This window comes from Lyngbya sp. CCY1209 (genome assembly GCF_055795065.1).
Genome location: NZ_JAYFER010000581.1, coordinates 26,410 through 43,854, shown reverse-complemented (window position 1 = coordinate 43,854; position 17,445 = coordinate 26,410). Strand labels below are relative to the sequence as shown.

Annotated in this window: 10 protein-coding genes; 5 read left to right on the top strand and 5 right to left on the bottom strand. The window is 55.8% G+C overall.

Annotated features, from left to right (window positions below; all coding sequences use genetic code 11):
* Window positions 1-25 precede the first annotated feature (25 nt).
* From AC0QHF_RS20960 to AC0QHF_RS20945, 4 genes are all read left to right on the top strand, one after another.
* Window positions 26-4,525 carry a PAS domain S-box protein gene (locus tag AC0QHF_RS20960; RefSeq protein ID WP_324706182.1) on the top strand — a complete coding sequence of 1,500 codons (4,500 nt, stop codon included), beginning with the start codon at window positions 26-28 and terminating at the stop codon, window positions 4,523-4,525.
* A gap of 30 nt (window positions 4,526-4,555) precedes the next feature.
* Window positions 4,556-4,762, top strand: a complete 207-nt coding sequence (locus tag AC0QHF_RS20955; RefSeq protein ID WP_324706181.1) for a hypothetical protein — start codon at window positions 4,556-4,558, stop codon at window positions 4,760-4,762.
* 360 nt (window positions 4,763-5,122) lie between these two features.
* Window positions 5,123-6,943 carry a two-component system response regulator gene (locus AC0QHF_RS20950; protein ID WP_324706203.1) on the top strand — a complete coding sequence of 607 codons (1,821 nt, stop codon included), beginning with the start codon at window positions 5,123-5,125 and terminating at the stop codon, window positions 6,941-6,943.
* Between the two features lie 232 nt (window positions 6,944-7,175).
* Entirely contained in the window at window positions 7,176-8,516 is a 1,341-nt protein-coding gene (locus AC0QHF_RS20945) for a sensor histidine kinase (protein ID WP_324706180.1), read from the top strand.
* Here the strand turns inward: AC0QHF_RS20945 and AC0QHF_RS20940 are convergent.
* Window positions 8,513-8,965, bottom strand: coding sequence for an acyl-CoA thioesterase (locus AC0QHF_RS20940; protein ID WP_324706179.1), 453 nt, complete (start codon window positions 8,963-8,965; stop codon window positions 8,513-8,515). The genes AC0QHF_RS20945 and AC0QHF_RS20940 overlap by 4 nt on opposite strands.
* A 335-nt stretch (window positions 8,966-9,300) precedes the next feature.
* Here AC0QHF_RS20940 and AC0QHF_RS20935 point away from each other — a divergent pair, with 335 nt between their 5' ends.
* Complete coding sequence (locus AC0QHF_RS20935; protein WP_324706178.1) at window positions 9,301-10,152, top strand: universal stress protein; 852 nt, start codon at window positions 9,301-9,303, stop codon at window positions 10,150-10,152.
* A gap of 144 nt (window positions 10,153-10,296) precedes the next feature.
* On the opposite strand, the gene argC is transcribed toward AC0QHF_RS20935, so the two are convergent.
* From argC to AC0QHF_RS20915, 4 genes are all read right to left on the bottom strand, one after another.
* Complete coding sequence (gene argC / locus AC0QHF_RS20930; protein WP_324706202.1) at window positions 10,297-11,358, bottom strand: N-acetyl-gamma-glutamyl-phosphate reductase; 1,062 nt, start codon at window positions 11,356-11,358, stop codon at window positions 10,297-10,299.
* A 230-nt stretch (window positions 11,359-11,588) separates the two neighbouring features.
* The gene (locus AC0QHF_RS20925; RefSeq protein ID WP_324706177.1) at window positions 11,589-12,737 is read right to left on the bottom strand and encodes a reverse transcriptase N-terminal domain-containing protein; all 1,149 of its coding nucleotides are present in this window, start codon (window positions 12,735-12,737) and stop codon (window positions 11,589-11,591) included.
* 847 nt (window positions 12,738-13,584) lie between these two features.
* Window positions 13,585-14,778 carry a glycosyltransferase gene (locus AC0QHF_RS20920; RefSeq protein ID WP_324706176.1) on the bottom strand — a complete coding sequence of 398 codons (1,194 nt, stop codon included), beginning with the start codon at window positions 14,776-14,778 and terminating at the stop codon, window positions 13,585-13,587.
* Window positions 14,779-14,985: 207 nt separating this feature from the next.
* Window positions 14,986-17,163, bottom strand: a complete 2,178-nt coding sequence (locus AC0QHF_RS20915) for a patatin-like phospholipase domain-containing protein (protein ID WP_324706175.1) — start codon at window positions 17,161-17,163, stop codon at window positions 14,986-14,988.
* Window positions 17,164-17,445: the final 282 nt, after the last annotated feature.

Here is a 17,445-nt window from a genome sequence, read left to right as displayed (position 1 = left end):
TCGGTCGAGACCCTACCTAAGCGTAATGGCTACTCAGACAACTCTCCCGCCGAGTCCGGACTTTCAACAAGCGATCCTCGACAGTACCAATATGGCGATGATCGCCACCGATCTCGAGGGTATGGTTTGCACCTTCAATCGGGCTGCCGAACAACTCCTGGGATATCCGGCCCGCGAGGTCGTCGGCCGGGTGAATTGGACGCAATTTCACGACCCGGAAGAACTGGCGCGGCTGCTGCCGCCCCCCTCCGACCCGACGGCGCCGGGTTCCCCCCACGAAATCTTGGTCGCCGGAGTCCGGCAGGGCGAAACGGAGGAGCGGCAGCGGACCTACATCCGCCGGGACGGGACGGCCGTCGCCGTGTGGCTGGCGGTGACGGCCATCCGCGACGAAACCGGGCGGGCGATCGGATTCTTGGGGGTGGCCCGGGAAGATCGCACCGCGGCGGATCTGCGGGGGCGGGAACGGTATTTGCACAACCAACAACAGGCCCAGGTGGAACTGGCCCGGTGTCCGGAATTTTATCGGGGAGATCTCGACAAAGCCCTACAGACGGTGACTCGGATCGTCGCCCACACGTTGGAAGTCGCCCGGGTGAGCGTCTGGTTTTACAGCCCCACCCGCCACGCCATCCGCTGCGCCGACCTGTACGATCGCGATCGCGATCGCCACGGCCGGGGGGTCGAACTCACCGAGGACGACTATCCCAGCTATTTTGCCGCCCTGGAAACCCACCGGCCGATCGTGGCCGCGGACGCCCGAACCGACCCGCGAACGCAGGAATTTACAGAATCCTACCTCGAACCCCTGGACATCGGCGCCATGTTGGACACCCCGATCCGGTCGGGGGGAAAGACGGTGGGGGTGGTGTGCCTGGAACACATCGGGGGGCCGAGGCGTTGGACCCAGGAAGACCAGAACTTCACGGCCTACCTGGCCGACTGGGTGACGCTGGCGTTGGAAGCGAAGGAGCGGGCGATCGCCGAAACCGCCCTGCAACAGAGCCAGCGGCAGCTCCAGGCCATCCTCGATCGCGCCCCGGCGATCGTCTATCTCAAAGACCTCGACGGGCGCTACCTGCTCGTCAACCGCGAATACGAACGGCGGTTCGGCCTGAGTCGCGATCGCGTCCGGGGCCGAACCGACTACGATTTGTTTCCCCCCGAAATGGCGACGGTTTTTGAAGCCCGCGACCGCGCCGTATTAGACCGGGGAGAACCCGTTCACTGGGAAGAAGAGATTCCCACCTCAACCGGCTTCCGCAGCTATCTCTCCCACCGCTTCCCCCTGGAGGACGGCGCCGGGGAACCCCACGCCATCTGCTGTCTAGCCACGGACATCACCGATCGCAAACTCTCCGAAGCCGCCCTGCGGGAGAGCGAAGCCACCAAACAAGCCCTGTTGGATGCCATCCCCGACCTGATCCTGCACTGTCGGGGAGACGGCACAGTGGTCGATTTCAAGCCGCCGAGCGAGACGGACGGCTGGGCCTTTCTCGAATCCCCCGTCGGCCAAAACATTCAAGACCTCCTGCCCCCCGAGGTCGCCCGGGCGATGGGGCGTGCCCACGATCGCGCTCGGTTTTCCGGCCAGATGCAGGCGATCGAATACCAACTGCCGGCGGCGGACGGCGGGGAACCGCGGCACTACGAAGCCCGGATCGTGGCCCGGAACGCGGAAACCGTGATTTCCATCGTCCGGGACATCACCGAACGGCAGCGGGCCGTGATCGAATTGAAAAAAGCCTCGGAAGCCCTGCAAAGTCGGGAAGAACAGTTGCAACTGGCCCTGGAGGGCAGCGCCCTGGGGCTGTGGGATTGGAACATCACCACGGGCCAAGCCTACTTTGACCCCCGCTGGAAGCGGGTGCTCGGCTACTCGGAGGGCGAGATCGAGAACACCCGGGCGGCCTGGCGGGAGTTGATCCCTCGCCCCGACCGCCGGCCAGCCTTCGAGGCCCTCAACGATTGCGTCAAGGGCCGCACGGCGGTCTACCATGTGGAAGTGCGGATGCGGAACCGCTCGGGGGGGTGGCAGTGGATGCTCTGCCGGGGCAAGGTGTTCGAGTGGGACGATCGCGGACGCCCGGTGCGGATGACGGGGACCTACAAGGATATCAGCGATCGCAAACAGGCGGAATTGGAAGTCGGGCTGCTGCGGTCGGCGACCCGGGCGATCGCGGGCGCCCCGGATTTCCATACCGCCCTGGGCGAGGTCCTGCGCCTGATCTGCACCCACATCGGCTGGGATGTCGCCGAAGCCTGGGTCCCGGCGGCGGACGGGTCGGTTCTGGACTATTGCGACGGCTACGCGGACGACCCGAGTTTGGAGGGATTTCTGCACCGCAGCGCTGCGGTGAAATATCCGCCGAACAAGGGGATCTCGGGGCGGGTCTGGGTTTCCCGGGAGCCGGAGTGGATCGAAAATTTGGCCGAGGGTTCCCGGCGGCCGTCCTTGCGCCGCTCCCTCCTGTCTCGGGCGAAGTTGGAGTCGAGTCTGGCGGTGCCGATCTTGGCGGCGGGACGGGTGCTGGCGGTGCTGGTGTTCCGCCGGCGCGGCCGCTGCCGGCGAGATTCCCGGCTGATGGCCCTGGTGGAGGCGGTGGGGACGCAGTTGGGGGCGCTGATGCAGCAAAAACAGGCGGAAATCGACCTGTTGCGGGTGAAGGCGGCGGTGGACGGCAGCAGCGATGCGATCGTGATGGCGGACCTGGGGGGGCGGGTGCTGTATTTGAATCGGACTTCGGTCGAAAAGTACGGCTACGACGCCGAAGAGTTGGACGCCGCCGGCGGACCCCGGAAACTCTACATTTCGGCGGGGGTCGCCAATGCCATTTTCGCCTCGATTCAAAACGGGCGCTCCTGGAGCGGGGAAGTGGGGATGAAAACGCGGTCGGGGGCGATCGTCCCCAATTTGGTGCGAGCCGACTGCATTTTCGACGCGGCCGGCCGCCCCATCGGGCTGATCGCGGCCCACACCGACATCACCGATCGCCGGCGGGTGGAGGAAACCCTGCGGCAAAAGTTGCTGCAGGAGCGGTTCGTGACGATGATGTTGGAGCAGGTGCGGTCGTCGCTGGATTTGAACGAGGTTTTGCAAAAGGCCGCAGACAAGGTGCGGGAGTTTTTGGGCTGCGATCGCGCCGTGATTTACCGATTTCACGCGGATGGTCGCGGATGGATCGCCGTGGAGTCTGCGGCCGACGGCCCGATGGCCCTGAAGGGGATGGACATCCGCGACCGCTGTTTTGAAACCACCCACGCCCCCCTGTATCGAGACGGCCGCACCCGGGCGATCGCGGACATCTACGATGCCGATTTGGACCCCTGCCACGTCGAACTCCTGGAACGGTTGCAGGTGAAGGCTAATTTGGTGATCCCGGTGTTGCAGCCCAAAACCTTGGAGGGGGAAGAGAATCGGCTCTGGGGGCTGCTCATCGCCCACCAGTGCCGGGATACGCGGGACTGGCAGGAGTTCGAGGTGGCCTGCCTCCGGCAGGTGGCGGTGCAGTTGGCTATCGCCCTGCAGCAGTGCAGTTTGTTCGAGCAGGTGCAGACGGAACTCGCCGAGCGGAAACAGGCGGAGGAGGCGCTGCGGCGATCAGAGGCCCGGGAACGGCGCAAGGCGAAACAGTTGTCGGTCGCGCTTCGGGAACTCAAAAGCACCCAGGCGCAGATCGTGCAGAGCGAAAAAATGGTGTCCCTGGGACAGTTGGTGGCGGGGGTCGCCCACGAGATCAACAATCCCATCAGTTTTATCTACGGAAATGTGACTCCGGCAATGGAGTATTTGTCCGATTTGTTTGAATTGTGCGACCTCTACCGGAAAGTTTATCCCGACCCCGACCCAGTGATTCGAGACTGCATCGATCGCATCGACCTCGAATTTATCCGGGACGATTTTTTGCACCTGTTGCGATCGATGAAAACGGGGGCCGACCGGATTAGAAAGATCGTCCTGTCTCTGCGGAATTTCTCCCGCCTCGACGAGTCGGAAGTCAAGGCGGTTGATCTGAATGAGGGGATCGAAAGCACCCTGATGATGCTGCGGGGCCGCCTGAATGTGGCGGCTCAAAGCCGCGACATCGAAATCGTCAAGCAGTTGGGAGAGTTGCCGAAGATCGAATGTTATCCGAGTCAGATCAATCAGGTGTTTCTGAATTTGTTGAATAACGCGATCGATGCCTTGGAAGAACGCCTGAAGGTGGATCGAGAATTTCTCCCGACTCTCACCGTCGCCAGCTCCGCGATCGCCGATTTTCAATTCAATTCTGCGGGGGTAAAAATTTCGATCACCGACAATGGCGCGGGCATTTCGGAAGAGATCAAATCGCAAATTTTCGACCCTTTTTTTACGACGAAACCTGTCGGAAAAGGGACGGGTTTGGGACTCTCCATCGCCCATCAAATTATCGTGGACAAGCACGGGGGGCGCTTGGAATGCCGCCCCCGGGAAGGCGGGGGAACCGAATTTGAGATGCTCTTATTTAGTGCGGGCTGTCTGAAGGCGATCGCCTCTCGATAACGAGGGAATCGCGAATCGGAATCACCGAGAATGGGGGTTTCCAGGTTGGCTCTCCGTTTCCGTAGCCTGCCGCGGGCCAACGAAACCGTTAATGGGCGATCGCGATACCTGGGATATCTCGACTCGATTTTGAACGACCACATCGACGAAACCCTCGGCGACGAAGCCATCCCCCCCTGGAAGTCCGACCACGGGCAGGTTGTGGCGACCATCGAACTGGAGGCTGTCTCAAATTAGAGGTCTTCCGGGTCGGACGGCGGTTCGCAGCGGAAACCGCCCGCCCGATTGACTCCGGAGATCTGGCGTTTTTGCTGAAAACCGCAACTCTCCCGATTACAATGTTCGTAGTTACGATGACTGGCTCCATGACCGCCCCGGCAGCCTTGGCAATTCCCATGACTTTGCCATCGGCGGATGTCCGTCGAAGGTTCCGGGGTCAATTTCCGGGAACGAGGGATGTTTTGAAACTTGCCTCTCGGCCAACCCTCCGGTGCCGCACTCTCTCCGATTTCCAGCCCGATGTAAAAAATGTTTAGAGCGCGATCGCGAGCCCTGCAACTTTCCCGGGTCGCCCAGCTCAATAGGTTAAGACCGATGATGAATGATGACCGACCAGACGAGAACGAAAATACCGACATCCTGATCGTTGACGACACGCCAGGAAATTTGCATCTACTGTCTCGAATTTTGCTCAAAAGAGGGTATCGGGTTCGCGAAGCTAACGACGGGAAAACCGCGCTAGAAGCCGCGCAAACCCTGTTGCCGGATCTGATTTTGCTCGACATCATGATGCCGGATATGGACGGCTATTCCGTCTGCGCCCAACTGAAATCCGAACGGAAAACGGCGGAAATTCCCGTGATTTTTCTGAGTGCTTTAGACGACGTATTCGATAAAGTAAAAGCCTTCCAAGCCGGCGGAGTGGACTACATCACAAAGCCGTTTCAATTTCAAGAAGTTTTAGCCCGGGTTCGGAACCAACTGACGATTCGGAAAGCCGAAAAAAAATTGCGCCTGCTCAATGCCGAATTGGAAGCACGGGTGAAACAGCGGACGCAAGAATTGGAAGTCGCCAACGCCAAACTGCGCGAGATGGCTTTTCGCGACGACCTGACGAATTTGCCTAACCGGGCGCTGTTTCTTCAATACCTTGAACGCGCGATCCGGGGGACGGCGGGGAATGGAAACGGAACCGCCGCACCGCAACCGAACCGTCAGTTTGTCGTGCTGTTTCTGGACTGCGATCGCTTTAAAATGGTCAACGAATCCCTCGGCCATTCCGTCGGGGACGAACTGTTGGTCGCCATTTCTCAACGCCTGCAATCCCTGCTCAAATCCGGAGATACCCTCGCCCGCCTCGGAGGGGATGAATTTGCAATTTTGGTGACGGACATCGACGGACGCGACCAGGCGATCGCCATGGCGGAAAGGGTTCTCGACGTTTTTTCCCACCCGTTCAACCTCCGACATCAGGAAGTTTTTATCAACGCCAGCATCGGCATCGCCCTCTCCTATTTGGGCTACGAAAAGCCGGAACATTTGCTCCGAGATGCGGATACGGCCATGTATCGGGCGAAAGATTTGGGAAAAGGTCAATATCACATCTTTGACCCCAGTATGCATGATAAGGTTTCCCAAACCCTGCAAATTGAAAATGACCTGCGACGGGCGATCCAACAGGAAGAATTTATCGTCTACTACCAGCCTATTATATCTCTCAAAACCGGTCAAATTGCCGGGTTTGAAGCCCTCGTCCGCTGGCATCATCCCCGCCGAGGGCTGATTTCCCCTGGACTCTTCATTCCCGTCGCCGAGGAAACCGGCTTAATTACGCCGATCGGCAATTGGGTGTTCCGAACCGCCTGCGATCGCCTGCGATATTGGCAGCAACAAAAACTCGTCGATGAATCGTTATTCGTGAGCGTCAACGTCTCGGCGCGACAGTTCGCCCAACTCGATTTGATCGAGCAGATCGAACAAGTTTTGCTCCAAACTCAACTCGATCCCCAGTGCTTAAAACTGGAGATTACGGAAAGCGCCATCATGGACAATCCCAAAACCGCCACCGCCATCCTGGACAGTCTGAGGCGACAAAACATTCAGCTCAGTATCGACGATTTCGGCACCGGATATTCCTCTTTGAGCTACCTGCACTCTTTCCAAGTTGACACCTTGAAAATCGACCAATCTTTCGTCCAGCGGATGGATGAAACCCGCGGCCAATTCGGCCTGGTTCCGGTGATCGTGAATATCGCCAAGACGATGGCAATGGGGGTGATCGCCGAGGGGGTGGAAACCGAGCAGCAACTGTCGAGTTTGAGACGGTTTGACTGCGAATTCGCCCAAGGTTATCTGTTCGCTAAACCCCTGAAAGAACGGCAGTTATTGAAACTAATTGAATCTCGCCCGACCTGGTAAGTCGAGCGGGACGGGCGACCCGCCGCGATCGCCGCCCCCCGCCAGCCGAGCCGACGACCGCCCCATCCGAGTGACAAAATAGACAGAAAACAGCCCGTGAAAAAACTATGTTATCTTGGAATCGGGTGTATTCGTATTATGCGGAACTGTATGCGACTGTATATTGGGATCGATTTCGGTTTGACAATTGAAACCCCACTGCCGGTTTGAAAAATTTTTAAGCAATTATCGAATGACCGTTGCCAACGCTCATTTTGTCTTTAATCAGATGGATTCCGACAATATTATTTTACGCGAAGCCGATCTTTTGGTCGTCGATGATGTCCCGGAAAATCTCAAGCTTTTGTCAACGATGTTGGCCGATTTTGGGTTCAGTGTCCGCAAGGCGATCAGCGGCAAGATGGCTCTGACCGCCGTGAATACTCTCACCCCCGACCTCATTTTGCTCGACATCAATATGCCGGAGATGAATGGTTATCAGGTGTGCGAAATTCTCAAACAGAATCCCGAAACCCGAGACATTCCGATTATTTTCATCAGCGCGATCGGCCAGGTCGAAGACAAGGTGAAAGCGTTTCAAGTGGGCGGCGCCGACTACATCACCAAACCCTTTGAATTTGAGGAAGTCATTGCCCGCATTAAAAATCAACTTCAGATCCGGCAGCTACAGCAAAATATTTTGCAGCAAAATCGGCGGCTCAAACAAACGACGCGGGAATTACAACGCACCCAAGCCCAACTCGTGCAGAAGCAAAAAATGCTCGGATTGAGTCAATTTGTCGCCGGTATGTTTCACGAAATCAACAATCCGATCAATTTTATTTCCGGCAATTTGGAGCCCGCCTCCGAATACATCCGAGATCTAATGGAACTGGTCGATTTGTACCGAGAAGAATATCCCCAACCTTCCGAAAAAATCGCGAACAAAATTGACAAAATCGACCTCGATTTTGTCATGGAAGATGTCCGCAAATTGATGGAATCGATGAAAACGGGGGTCGAACGAATTTCGACCGTCATGCTGGCACTGCGAATTTTCTCGCGCCTCAACGAAGCGGAAATCAAATCGGTCAATCTCAACGAAAGTCTCGATAGCGTGTTATTTTTAATCAAACCTCGCCTGTCGGAAGCCGAAAACAGTCCCCCCATTCAAATCGTCAAAAATTATCAAGATTTGCCCAAAGTCACCGGCTACGCCAGTCAAATCAATCAGGTGTTCATGCATTTGATCAATAACGCGATCGATGCGTTGAAGGCGGCGCACCGAGAACGCCCCGGCGCTTCCGGAAATCCCACTATTTGGATCGCCACCGAACGGGTGAATCCGGAATGGGTCGCGATCCGAGTCCGGGACAACGGCGTGGGGATTCCGGAAGCGTTCACATCCCGTTTATTCGACCCTTTCTTCACGACCAAACCCGTGGGCAAGGGGATCGGGTTGGGACTCTCCACCAGCTATCAAATTGTCGTTCAAAAGCACGGCGGCCAGTTGACCTTCCATTCGACACCAGGGGAGGGGACGGAATTTCGGGTGGAATTGCCGGTGACACTGCCGGAAGTGCCCCCGGATTAAATCTCGGGGACGGGGGCGAGGAGTTGGGCGATCGCATCCTCCCAAATTGGGGGCCGACGCCGCCGGATCTTCCCCGTTTGGCGGTCCACCAACACCAACGTGGCCCGGGCGCTGGCGAACCGCCGCCCGCCGTCGGCCGACCCGATCTCGTATTCCCAGGGGATGCGGACGCCCTCGAGTCCGGCGACGCGGTGTTTGATAACGATGCGATCGCCCATGTGAGCGAACTGGTGGTAGCGGACCGCCAACTCCACCACCGGCAACTCGAACCCCGACGCCACTAATTCCTCATACCCGAGGCCGGCCGATCGCAGGGCCAAAACCCGGGCCTCCTCCATCCAACCCACATAACTCCCGTGCCACACCACCCCCGCATAATCCGTGTGGTGGGGAAACACCTCGACCCGGTACTCGAACCATTTTGAAGCGGACTGTTCCGATCCAGACACTTTACAATTCTTTCCAAAACGCTACATTTCTACAAATTATCAGCCAGTCATCAGCTTTATCCTGAAGTTATAGCTTCGGTGTCTCATGCAATTCCGTCAAGAAGACTCGCCCGCCACCGAAGGACGCGCAGTCGAGGTGGGGGAAGCCCGGGAGTCTCGCCGGACTGCTTCTTTCATCCGAGGAACGGGATCGGTGCCGAATCCGGGTTCGGCCTTTCACCCTTCCGGAAGGCGATCCATCCCGATTGACCGGACTCGGGCCGCGGGACTCTTCATCATCGGATCGAAACTGAACACCTGATCAAAACGCTCGCTTTGAATTTCGGGAAAAACCTATGATCCAAAAAATTTTAGTTGCCGTTGCCGGCCGGGGACTCTGCGAAGAGATGCTGAATATGTTGATGGACTTGCCCTCCCTCCAAAAGGCTTCCGTCACCGTCCTGCACGTCGTCCCCACCCAAATCACTGCCGACGCGATGTCGGACAAGCTCGAAGAAGGGGGCAAAATCCTGGCCGAAGCCGTGAAGTCGATCAAACTCGACCCCAGCAAGGTCAATCCCAGACTCAAACAGGGCGACCCCAAAGATATCGTCTGTCAGGTGGCCGACGAAGAAGACGCCGACCTGATCATCATGGGATCGCGGGGCCTCGGGCGCCTACAGGCGATTTTGGAAAATTCCGTCAGCCAGTATGTGTTCCAACTCACCTCCCGCCCCATGCTGCTGGTGAAAGATGATATTTACGTCAAAAAACTGCGCCGGATTGCGGTCGCCTTCGACGGCTCTCCGGAAGCTCAAGAAGCCCTACAGATGGCCCTGGCGTTGACGAAGGAAGCCCAGGGGGGACAACTGATCCTCACCCACGTCAACAAGGATCTGAGCGGGAAATCGGCGGAGGACTACACCGCCAACGCCGAAAATGACCCCACCTTTGCCCCCGCGATCGCCCAGGCCAAGCAGATGGGTATCAGCTACCGCTGCGTCACCGGAACCGGAAAACCCGGCCCGGAAATTTGCCGCATCGCGGAAGAGGTCAACGCCGACCTGCTGATCTTGGGTTCCCCCGATCGCCGCCCCACCGTCGCCAAGAGCTTCGTCGATCTTGATCGCCTGCTCGGAAACTCCCTGTCCGACTATGTGCGCGTCTACGCGGGTTGCCCCGTCCTGCTGACCCGCCACGCCGGTTAGTTTGGGGGAAAGGAGGGAGTCGGGAATAGGGAATAGGGAATAGGGAGTAGGGAGTAGGGAGTAGGGAGTCGGGAATAGGGAATAGGGAATTTTTCACTTTTCACTTTCCCCACACCCCACACCCCACACCCCACACCCCAATTTTTAAGGATAAAAACTCAACTGGGGCAGTCCCAGGGTTTCCTCCCACCCCATCATGATGTTCATGCACTGGACGCCCTGACCAGCCTGACCTTTGATCAGATTGTCGATGCTCGAAATCACGATCGCGCGATCGGTGCGCTGGTCTACCTCGATGCCGATATAGCACAAATTCGTACCACAGGCCCACTTGCTCTGGGGGAACGTCCCCCCCGGCAAAATCTTCACCCAGGGGGAATTGCGGTAAAACGCCTTGTAAATCGTCAGCAGATCTTCCCGCACCAGTCCCGGATCGCGCAGGTTGGCGTAAACCGTCGCCAAAATGCCCCGCACCATCGGCATCAGGTGGGGGGTGAACTGCACCTTCACGTCATGTCCGGCCAGGTCGCCGCAAATTTGCTCGATTTCCGGGGTGTGGCGGTGGTGTCCGCCGATGCCGTAGGCCGAAACCGAACCGTCCGCCTCCGCCAACAACATATTGGTTTTCGCCTGCCGACCGCCGCCGGAGGCCCCCGACTTGGCGTCGATGATGGCGCTGTCCGGCACGATCAGCCCCTGCTTGAGCAAGGGGGACAGGGCCAGCAAACTCGCTGTCACATAGCACCCCGGACAGCCCACCAACCGGGCATTGGCGATGCGATCGCGGTACAGTTCCGGCAGGCCGTAAACGGCCGTACTCGCCACCTCGCGATCGCCCGATCTCTCTTTTCCGTACCACTTCGTATAGGTTTCCAAGTTGGAAAACCGATAATCCGCCGATAGGTCCAGAACGTAACATCCCTTGGACAACAACTTCGGTGCCATATCGCAGGCCAGACCGTTGGGGAGGGACAAAAACACCACCTCGCAGCGATCGGCGATTTTGTCCAAGTCGATCGCCTCGACGGTCAGTTCCACCCGGTGTCCCAGGTGAGGATACAAACTACAAAACGGTTTTCCGGCGCTACTTTCTCCTCCCAAATAGACAATTTCCACCTGCGGATGATCCTGTAACAGTCGCACCAGTTGCACGCCGCCGTAGCCCGATGCTCCGACGATTCCGATCGGTACGCGCTTATCACCCAGTTAAACTAAGCGAGCCAGTCACCCGGCCCACTCGTCTCCAGAACCGTGCGTGAGACTTTCACCTCACACGGCTCCTCAGAATCTCAATGTGACCTCGAATTGGGGTGTGGGGTGTGGCCCTTCGACTGCGCTCCCTTCGACTGCGCTCAGGGCAACGGGTGTGGGGTGTGGGGAAAGTGAAAAGTGAAAAATTCCCTATTCCCTATTCCCGACTCCCGACTCCCGACTCCCTAAACTCCGTGTTTCAACAAACCGGCCCATTTTCCGTTTTGGAAGCACCCGAATTGATGGCGATCATCCGGCGTCGTTTGCCAGTATTTTCGCCGTCGATAGTCGGCGGGTTTGTTGGGGTGGCGGCGTTTCGCCCAGGCTTTGAGCTTGGTGTCGAGCAACCAATCCAGGCGGGTGTGATGACTCCGGCAATTGGCGATTCTGAACCGATCGCCCCAGGCGCGGATGGCCCGGTTGAGGGAGAGAATCAGATCGGCTTGGGTGCCGGCTTTGTGGGATTCGACGATCGCGGCCAATTCCCGATAGTGTCGGGCGACAGAATCCCGACTCGGCGCGATCGCCGTCCGGTATCCATTTCCCCGGGGAAACTGCCGGACGTGAAATTCCGACACCTCGAACCCCGGCCGTTGCCCACCGACGGCATCGACGCTGTGGGTGATTTGACAATTCACCCCGGATGGCAGTTGCCGTTGCTTCAACCACCGAGCGATCGCCTCCTGACAGGCTTCAACCACCGCGCGATCGCGGTGCACAATCGCCAGATGTGTTCCCCACCGGATCACCCTGGGCATTCGATCCACCTCAGACCCGAGTTCAGCTTGCAAGCGATCGGCCAATTGAGCATTGGCGATCGCATCCAATAAAGCCACCAGAGGCGCCGCGATCGCTTTTGGGGTCAATTTCAGCTTTCGGGGCAGCGAGGTCAGTCCCCGCGCAAAATTCCCCGGTTGAGTGGCGAATTTGAGATCCGCCACCCCGACAAATTGGGGTTCATCTTCCAGGGTTCGGGCGATCGTCCGTACCGCCCCCGAAAGCGATCGCTCGGCCTTCACGATCCCGTCATCCCGCTCCGACAGAGCCCGACTTTCTGGCTCGATCGCCCAGCTCATCAAACACTCTCGGATCGGTTGAGTGGGTCCGTCGGCCGCGACGATCACCCGCGAAGCGAGATATCGCGCCGTTGCGGACCGGATCAAAGTCTTTTGGAGTCGGCGAACCGCCTTCACATCACCCCGTTTCGAGGCCCGGTAGATTCGCTGTTGCAGCTTCCACAAACGACGCCGTAGGGGCGCAAGGTTGGCGCCCGCAAGGTTTTCGTCCGTGCATACCATCCTCGTCCGATTCGGACGGGCTTTAGTCTTATTCACCGCAATTGACATCCTCTACCAGTTGAGATTCCGCGTGTCCGTCTGCATATCCCCGATTTGTGGTCGGGGCCTTGGCTTCTGACACGATCCCGCCTCCGAGACGCCTGGATAGTCCAGAATTTGCGTCTTGGCTGACTGCTCGGCATCGTGCGATCGCATCGCAGAAACCGAGAGCGCCTCGGAGGTTATCCCGTTCCGAAACTCACTTTGGTTCCTGACCTTAGGGCCTTCCTTTCTACCGGGGGCGTTGTGAGTGCCGGGTTATCCCACAAAGTGAGATTACCTTTGACGTCGGCAACAACAACGTCGTCTCGCCCCGAGTGCCAATTGCACCCTTGCGTCACAGCCCTTTCGCAAGTCGAGTCTGACGGTAGTTCTGACGGAAGTTCGGTTTCCCTGCCCGTAGCCAGCTACTCGGCGGAAGCGCCCGCATCGGGCTCGCAGGCATCCCACCTTTCCTTCCCGCTTCACGGATTGAGGGCCAGTCGCTACCGTGGGGAAGTGCTTTCACTCCGGCACCTGGAGGGTTGGACTTGGAAGGGTTCAAAGTCGAAATGACTCGATTTTTCCGCACCAACAAGCGAGTTTCAGTTGTCAAGGTTGAAATTGACGCCGCGTCCGATACAAAGGGTGAAGGGGGGGAATGAATTGTCAATTGTCAATTTTCCCCACGTCCTCAAATTGTCCGGGCGCTTCGCCAAACCTTGCAGCCCTTCCCCCGAGGAGAAATTCCCCGGTTTCGGGCTAACGGGTCGCACTATTGCAAGACTCCTCAATTAAGTTCGACAAAACAGCATAGCTGAATTGTTGCTGCATTGTAGTATCAAATTCCCCAAGATCGCAGGGTTTAAATGGGCAACCCCATCTCCGACAACCCCCGCCGCAGGCGCGAACCCTCGGCGGGGTTCGTTTTTTCGTAAAGTGCGATCGCCTTTCGGAAGGCATCCAGACTCTCGGGGAGGTTGCCGATGCCCAGCAGGGCGGCTCCCAAATTTTGGTAAGCTTCGGCATAATTGGGATTGAGCCCGATCGCCCGTCGGTAGGAGGCGATCGCACCCCGAGAATTTCCCATCGCCCGCAGCACCATCCCCAGATTATTGTGGCCGAGGCCAAAATTGGGGTCGATGTTCACGGCGGTTTCGTAGGCGGTCCGGGCGCCGGCGAGATCCCCTTTGGCTTTCAGCAGGTTTCCCAAATTGTTATAGGCGCCCAATTTCAGTTGGGGGAGCACTTCCGCCGCGATCGCCTCCCGGTAGTGGCGTTCGGCCAGTTTGGCGAATCCCTTTTTTCGGTAGGCGATGCCCAAATGATAATGCAGTTCGTACAAAATTCCCGGGTCGATTTGACTTTTTTGTTCGAGTCCCCCTTTCAGCAGTCGAATTCCGCCTTCCATATCCCCCATTTCCACGTACAACGCCCCCAATTTACTCGCCGCGTAGGGATCGCCGGGATGTTGCCGCAAATACTTCTCCATCGAGGTTTTGGCGGTTTCTCGCTTGTTCCGTCCCGCGATCGCATCTGCACTGTATCCCTCGTGGGCGATCGCAATTTCCGAGATTGAACCGATCCGCCAGTGGGGCTCCCGCCGCAAAATTTCCGCAACGCTGTCGTCCACCAAGGCATGATAGGGACGGGAAAAATAGAGATCGGGATGGTTTCGGAACAGCCGCGACACCAGGGAATAGGGGGAGAGCACCGCCCCAATTTCCTGCCGCACCAAATTAATCAATAAATGATCTTCGAGTCCAGTGGCTCTCCGAATTTGGGGGATAATATCGGGAACCAACCGTTCGTCCGCATCGAGTACCAAAACCCAATCCCCGGTGACATATTTTAGCGACGCATTCCGGGCGGCGGCGAAGTCGTCGCACCAGGGGAATTCGTACACCTTCGCCCCCAATTTTTCGGCGATCTCCGGCGTTCCGTCCGTCGATCCGGTATCCACCACCACCAACTCTTCCGCCACCTCCCGGACGCTGTTCAGGCAGTCGGGCAGATTGTCCGCCTCATTTTTCGCGATCGCGCAAAAGCTTAGTTTCATGGTTTTTCAAAAGTCGCGTTCGAGGATCTATTATTCATTGACAATTGATAATTGACAATTATTGATGGATTGACCTTTTCGGGGCGATCGAGAATTGACCGTCGCACCTCAGTCGCGCGATCGGTTCCCGGAGAAGGTAGAAGTGAGGAGTCAGGAGTCAGAAATTTTTCTTTCCTCCCTACACCCTACACCCTACACCCTACACCCTTACGTCAAATCTTCCCGAATTGACTTGACTATGCAACTGTTATCCCGCCCGACACTTTCTTCGTCGCAGGAGATTGATGCGAGGATTTGATCGTCAATAAAATTTTGCGAATTGCGAGAGAGAAACCAGCCGACGGGGAGTTTGAAACCATTGCCGACGGTCCGCAGTCTGAGGATTCTCAATCGCTCCTCATCCAGGGCATAGGTTGACAAATTGACGATATTGCGGCCGCGAGCTTCGCGGGCACGAAATAGGGCTCGGATCGGCGAAAAAATTTCATTAAAAACCAAATCGCTGCGCTCATTTAAAGAACGATTTTTGGGCGCATTTACCAGCGCGATGTAGATGATCTTGAATCGATTATCTTGCCCGTCTATTTGCTGTAATAATCGGCCAATATCTAGAGCTGTGGAAATGCCAGAATTATCAAAATAACCCCCGTCTGCCAGATGTATTCTACCGCGATCGTCGCCCGGTCGATACCAACCGACAGGAGTGATATAAGGAAATCTGGCGCTCAGGCCCACTGCCGTACTCAATCTCAAGTCCGTGTCACGAAGAATTACTGGAAATTCGGAATTATTTTTTGTTGGATTTACTGGTCGATCTGATGACATTGTAAAGGGACTGATTAACAAGCGCTCACCCGTTTCGACGACGGTCGTGTTGAGGACTAAAGCCGGCGAAGTATCTTCGGGCTTCCAATGCTTGTAAAACGATTGTCTGAACGGATTTTCATGATTTTCGATCGCCAGTCGCTCCCAGGAATTTTCAAAGGCAAATTCTAGTCCCCTAGCCCGATCCCATTCATTGATAGGAAAGGGGATAAACCTTTGGAACAGATCGGGGAATAAACCGAGGGAAAGTAAAGGAGAAAGGAAATCTTGATTCAAGATATTTTTGGCTTGTTCGGAATAACTGATCGACCCCGGAAGTCCCTCGCCACTGTTTTTTAAAAGACTGGCAAAGACTGACGCTCCCAAGCTGCCACCGGAAACGCCACTGATGGCAAAAATATGCTGGGGAAAGTCGGGAATTTCATCGGTCAATTTTGCGAAAGTCATCGCCGAATGATAGGCGGCATAAATCCCGCCACCTTGCGCCGATATAATATAGACAGGATAGGGTTTTTCAGGCCGGTATTGATCGCGGTCTGGACGGCTATCCAACCATTCTTTAAAGCATTGATTCAAGCTCGGTAGTTCCGATTTAAAGTTATCTATAGAAGGTTTTATGTATCTGAATTTATGGTTATCATTGATGTTTGTAACGCCGTTAAAAATGAGTAAACAAATCAAGAAAATGACAGCAGAAAAATCATTTTTGTCGCCCACTTTTTGCAGGATAGAGATGCCGACAACAAGAATTGTAAATGAGATAGCAACCAGGCTAATTGGCCCGATCACAACGGGGATAAGTATAGAGAAACTCGGGGGAAATACATGGGAAGCTAATCCGACGTAAATCCCGGGAAATAGTAACGCATATTTGAGGGCATTTTTTTGAATATTTTCTTTGTCCTTATCCGAATCATAAAAAGAACAATAGAGCAGCAAATAAAGTGAGAGTTGTAAAATAATAATACCGACCACTCCCCAGGCGGAACTGGATGTTTGAGCGATCAAAGGCAAGGAAATTAAACTGAAAGCTCCGGAGACAACATTGACAAATAGAATTTTAATTCTTTCGACCGGAAGCGGAGTCAAACGATAGGCTTTATAAAAGCCGGTTATTTCGAGGGCATTGAATAAAAACAAAAACGTAATATTGCCGGCATAACTAAAAATAAAATTCGCATTTTCGAGATTTTTGCCAGCCGAAAGTATGCCCAATGAAAAACCCAATATTGGCAGATATCCAATCACTAGGGACAGAATTTTATTGACTTCTTGCTGTTGCGAGGATTGCCAGTTTGACTCGGGTGGGGTCGAATACAGCAGGTAGGCAGAGTACCAGATAGATGAAGCCAAAATATGGACGAGAAATGCGGATAAAATAGCCTGATGCAGGAGTGAATCCGCAATAATAACACGATACACTTCTTTGGTTTGCTCGACGCTCGAGAAAATCAGAAATGCTCCCAAAGAAACCATACAAGGCCCGAATAATTCCCCGATGGATTTTAAAAGCATTTTGAGAGATTTCATCAGTGTATCGATCCAGCGAATTACGATCATCGTTATTTTTAAGTAACTGACTCCACATCGTTTTTTACTAGAATCTAACACGATCATTTTTCCCCTGACCGATTTTTTCAGAAAACTTAACCCCCAACCTCCGACGCCCCCTCACAGGCCGAACCGGGCGTTATATTGAAATCAAAATTCCGAAATAGACCCCGGGCGGAGATTGACCGAGAAATCACAAGGGTGCGATCGCGATTCCCCCCATGAAACCCCCCCGAACCGTTTGACAGAGGATAGTCGAGCGATCGATGCCCGAATCCGATCGCCGTTCTG

What these genes read in the sequence shown, in the direction of transcription:
- AC0QHF_RS20945 (WP_324706180.1), top strand. Translation starts at nt 7,176, where the DNA reads ATGACCGTTGCCAACGCTCATTTTGTCTTTAATCAGATGGATTCCGAC.
- AC0QHF_RS20915 (WP_324706175.1), bottom strand. Translation starts at nt 17,163, where the DNA reads ATGATCGTAATTCGCTGGATCGATACACTGATGAAATCTCTCAAAATG.
- AC0QHF_RS20955 (WP_324706181.1), top strand. Translation starts at nt 4,556, where the DNA reads ATGGGGGTTTCCAGGTTGGCTCTCCGTTTCCGTAGCCTGCCGCGGGCC.
- AC0QHF_RS20960 (WP_324706182.1), top strand. Translation starts at nt 26, where the DNA reads ATGGCTACTCAGACAACTCTCCCGCCGAGTCCGGACTTTCAACAAGCG.
- AC0QHF_RS20935 (WP_324706178.1), top strand. Translation starts at nt 9,301, where the DNA reads ATGATCCAAAAAATTTTAGTTGCCGTTGCCGGCCGGGGACTCTGCGAA.
- AC0QHF_RS20920 (WP_324706176.1), bottom strand. Translation starts at nt 14,778, where the DNA reads ATGAAACTAAGCTTTTGCGCGATCGCGAAAAATGAGGCGGACAATCTG.
- AC0QHF_RS20950 (WP_324706203.1), top strand. Translation starts at nt 5,123, where the DNA reads ATGAATGATGACCGACCAGACGAGAACGAAAATACCGACATCCTGATC.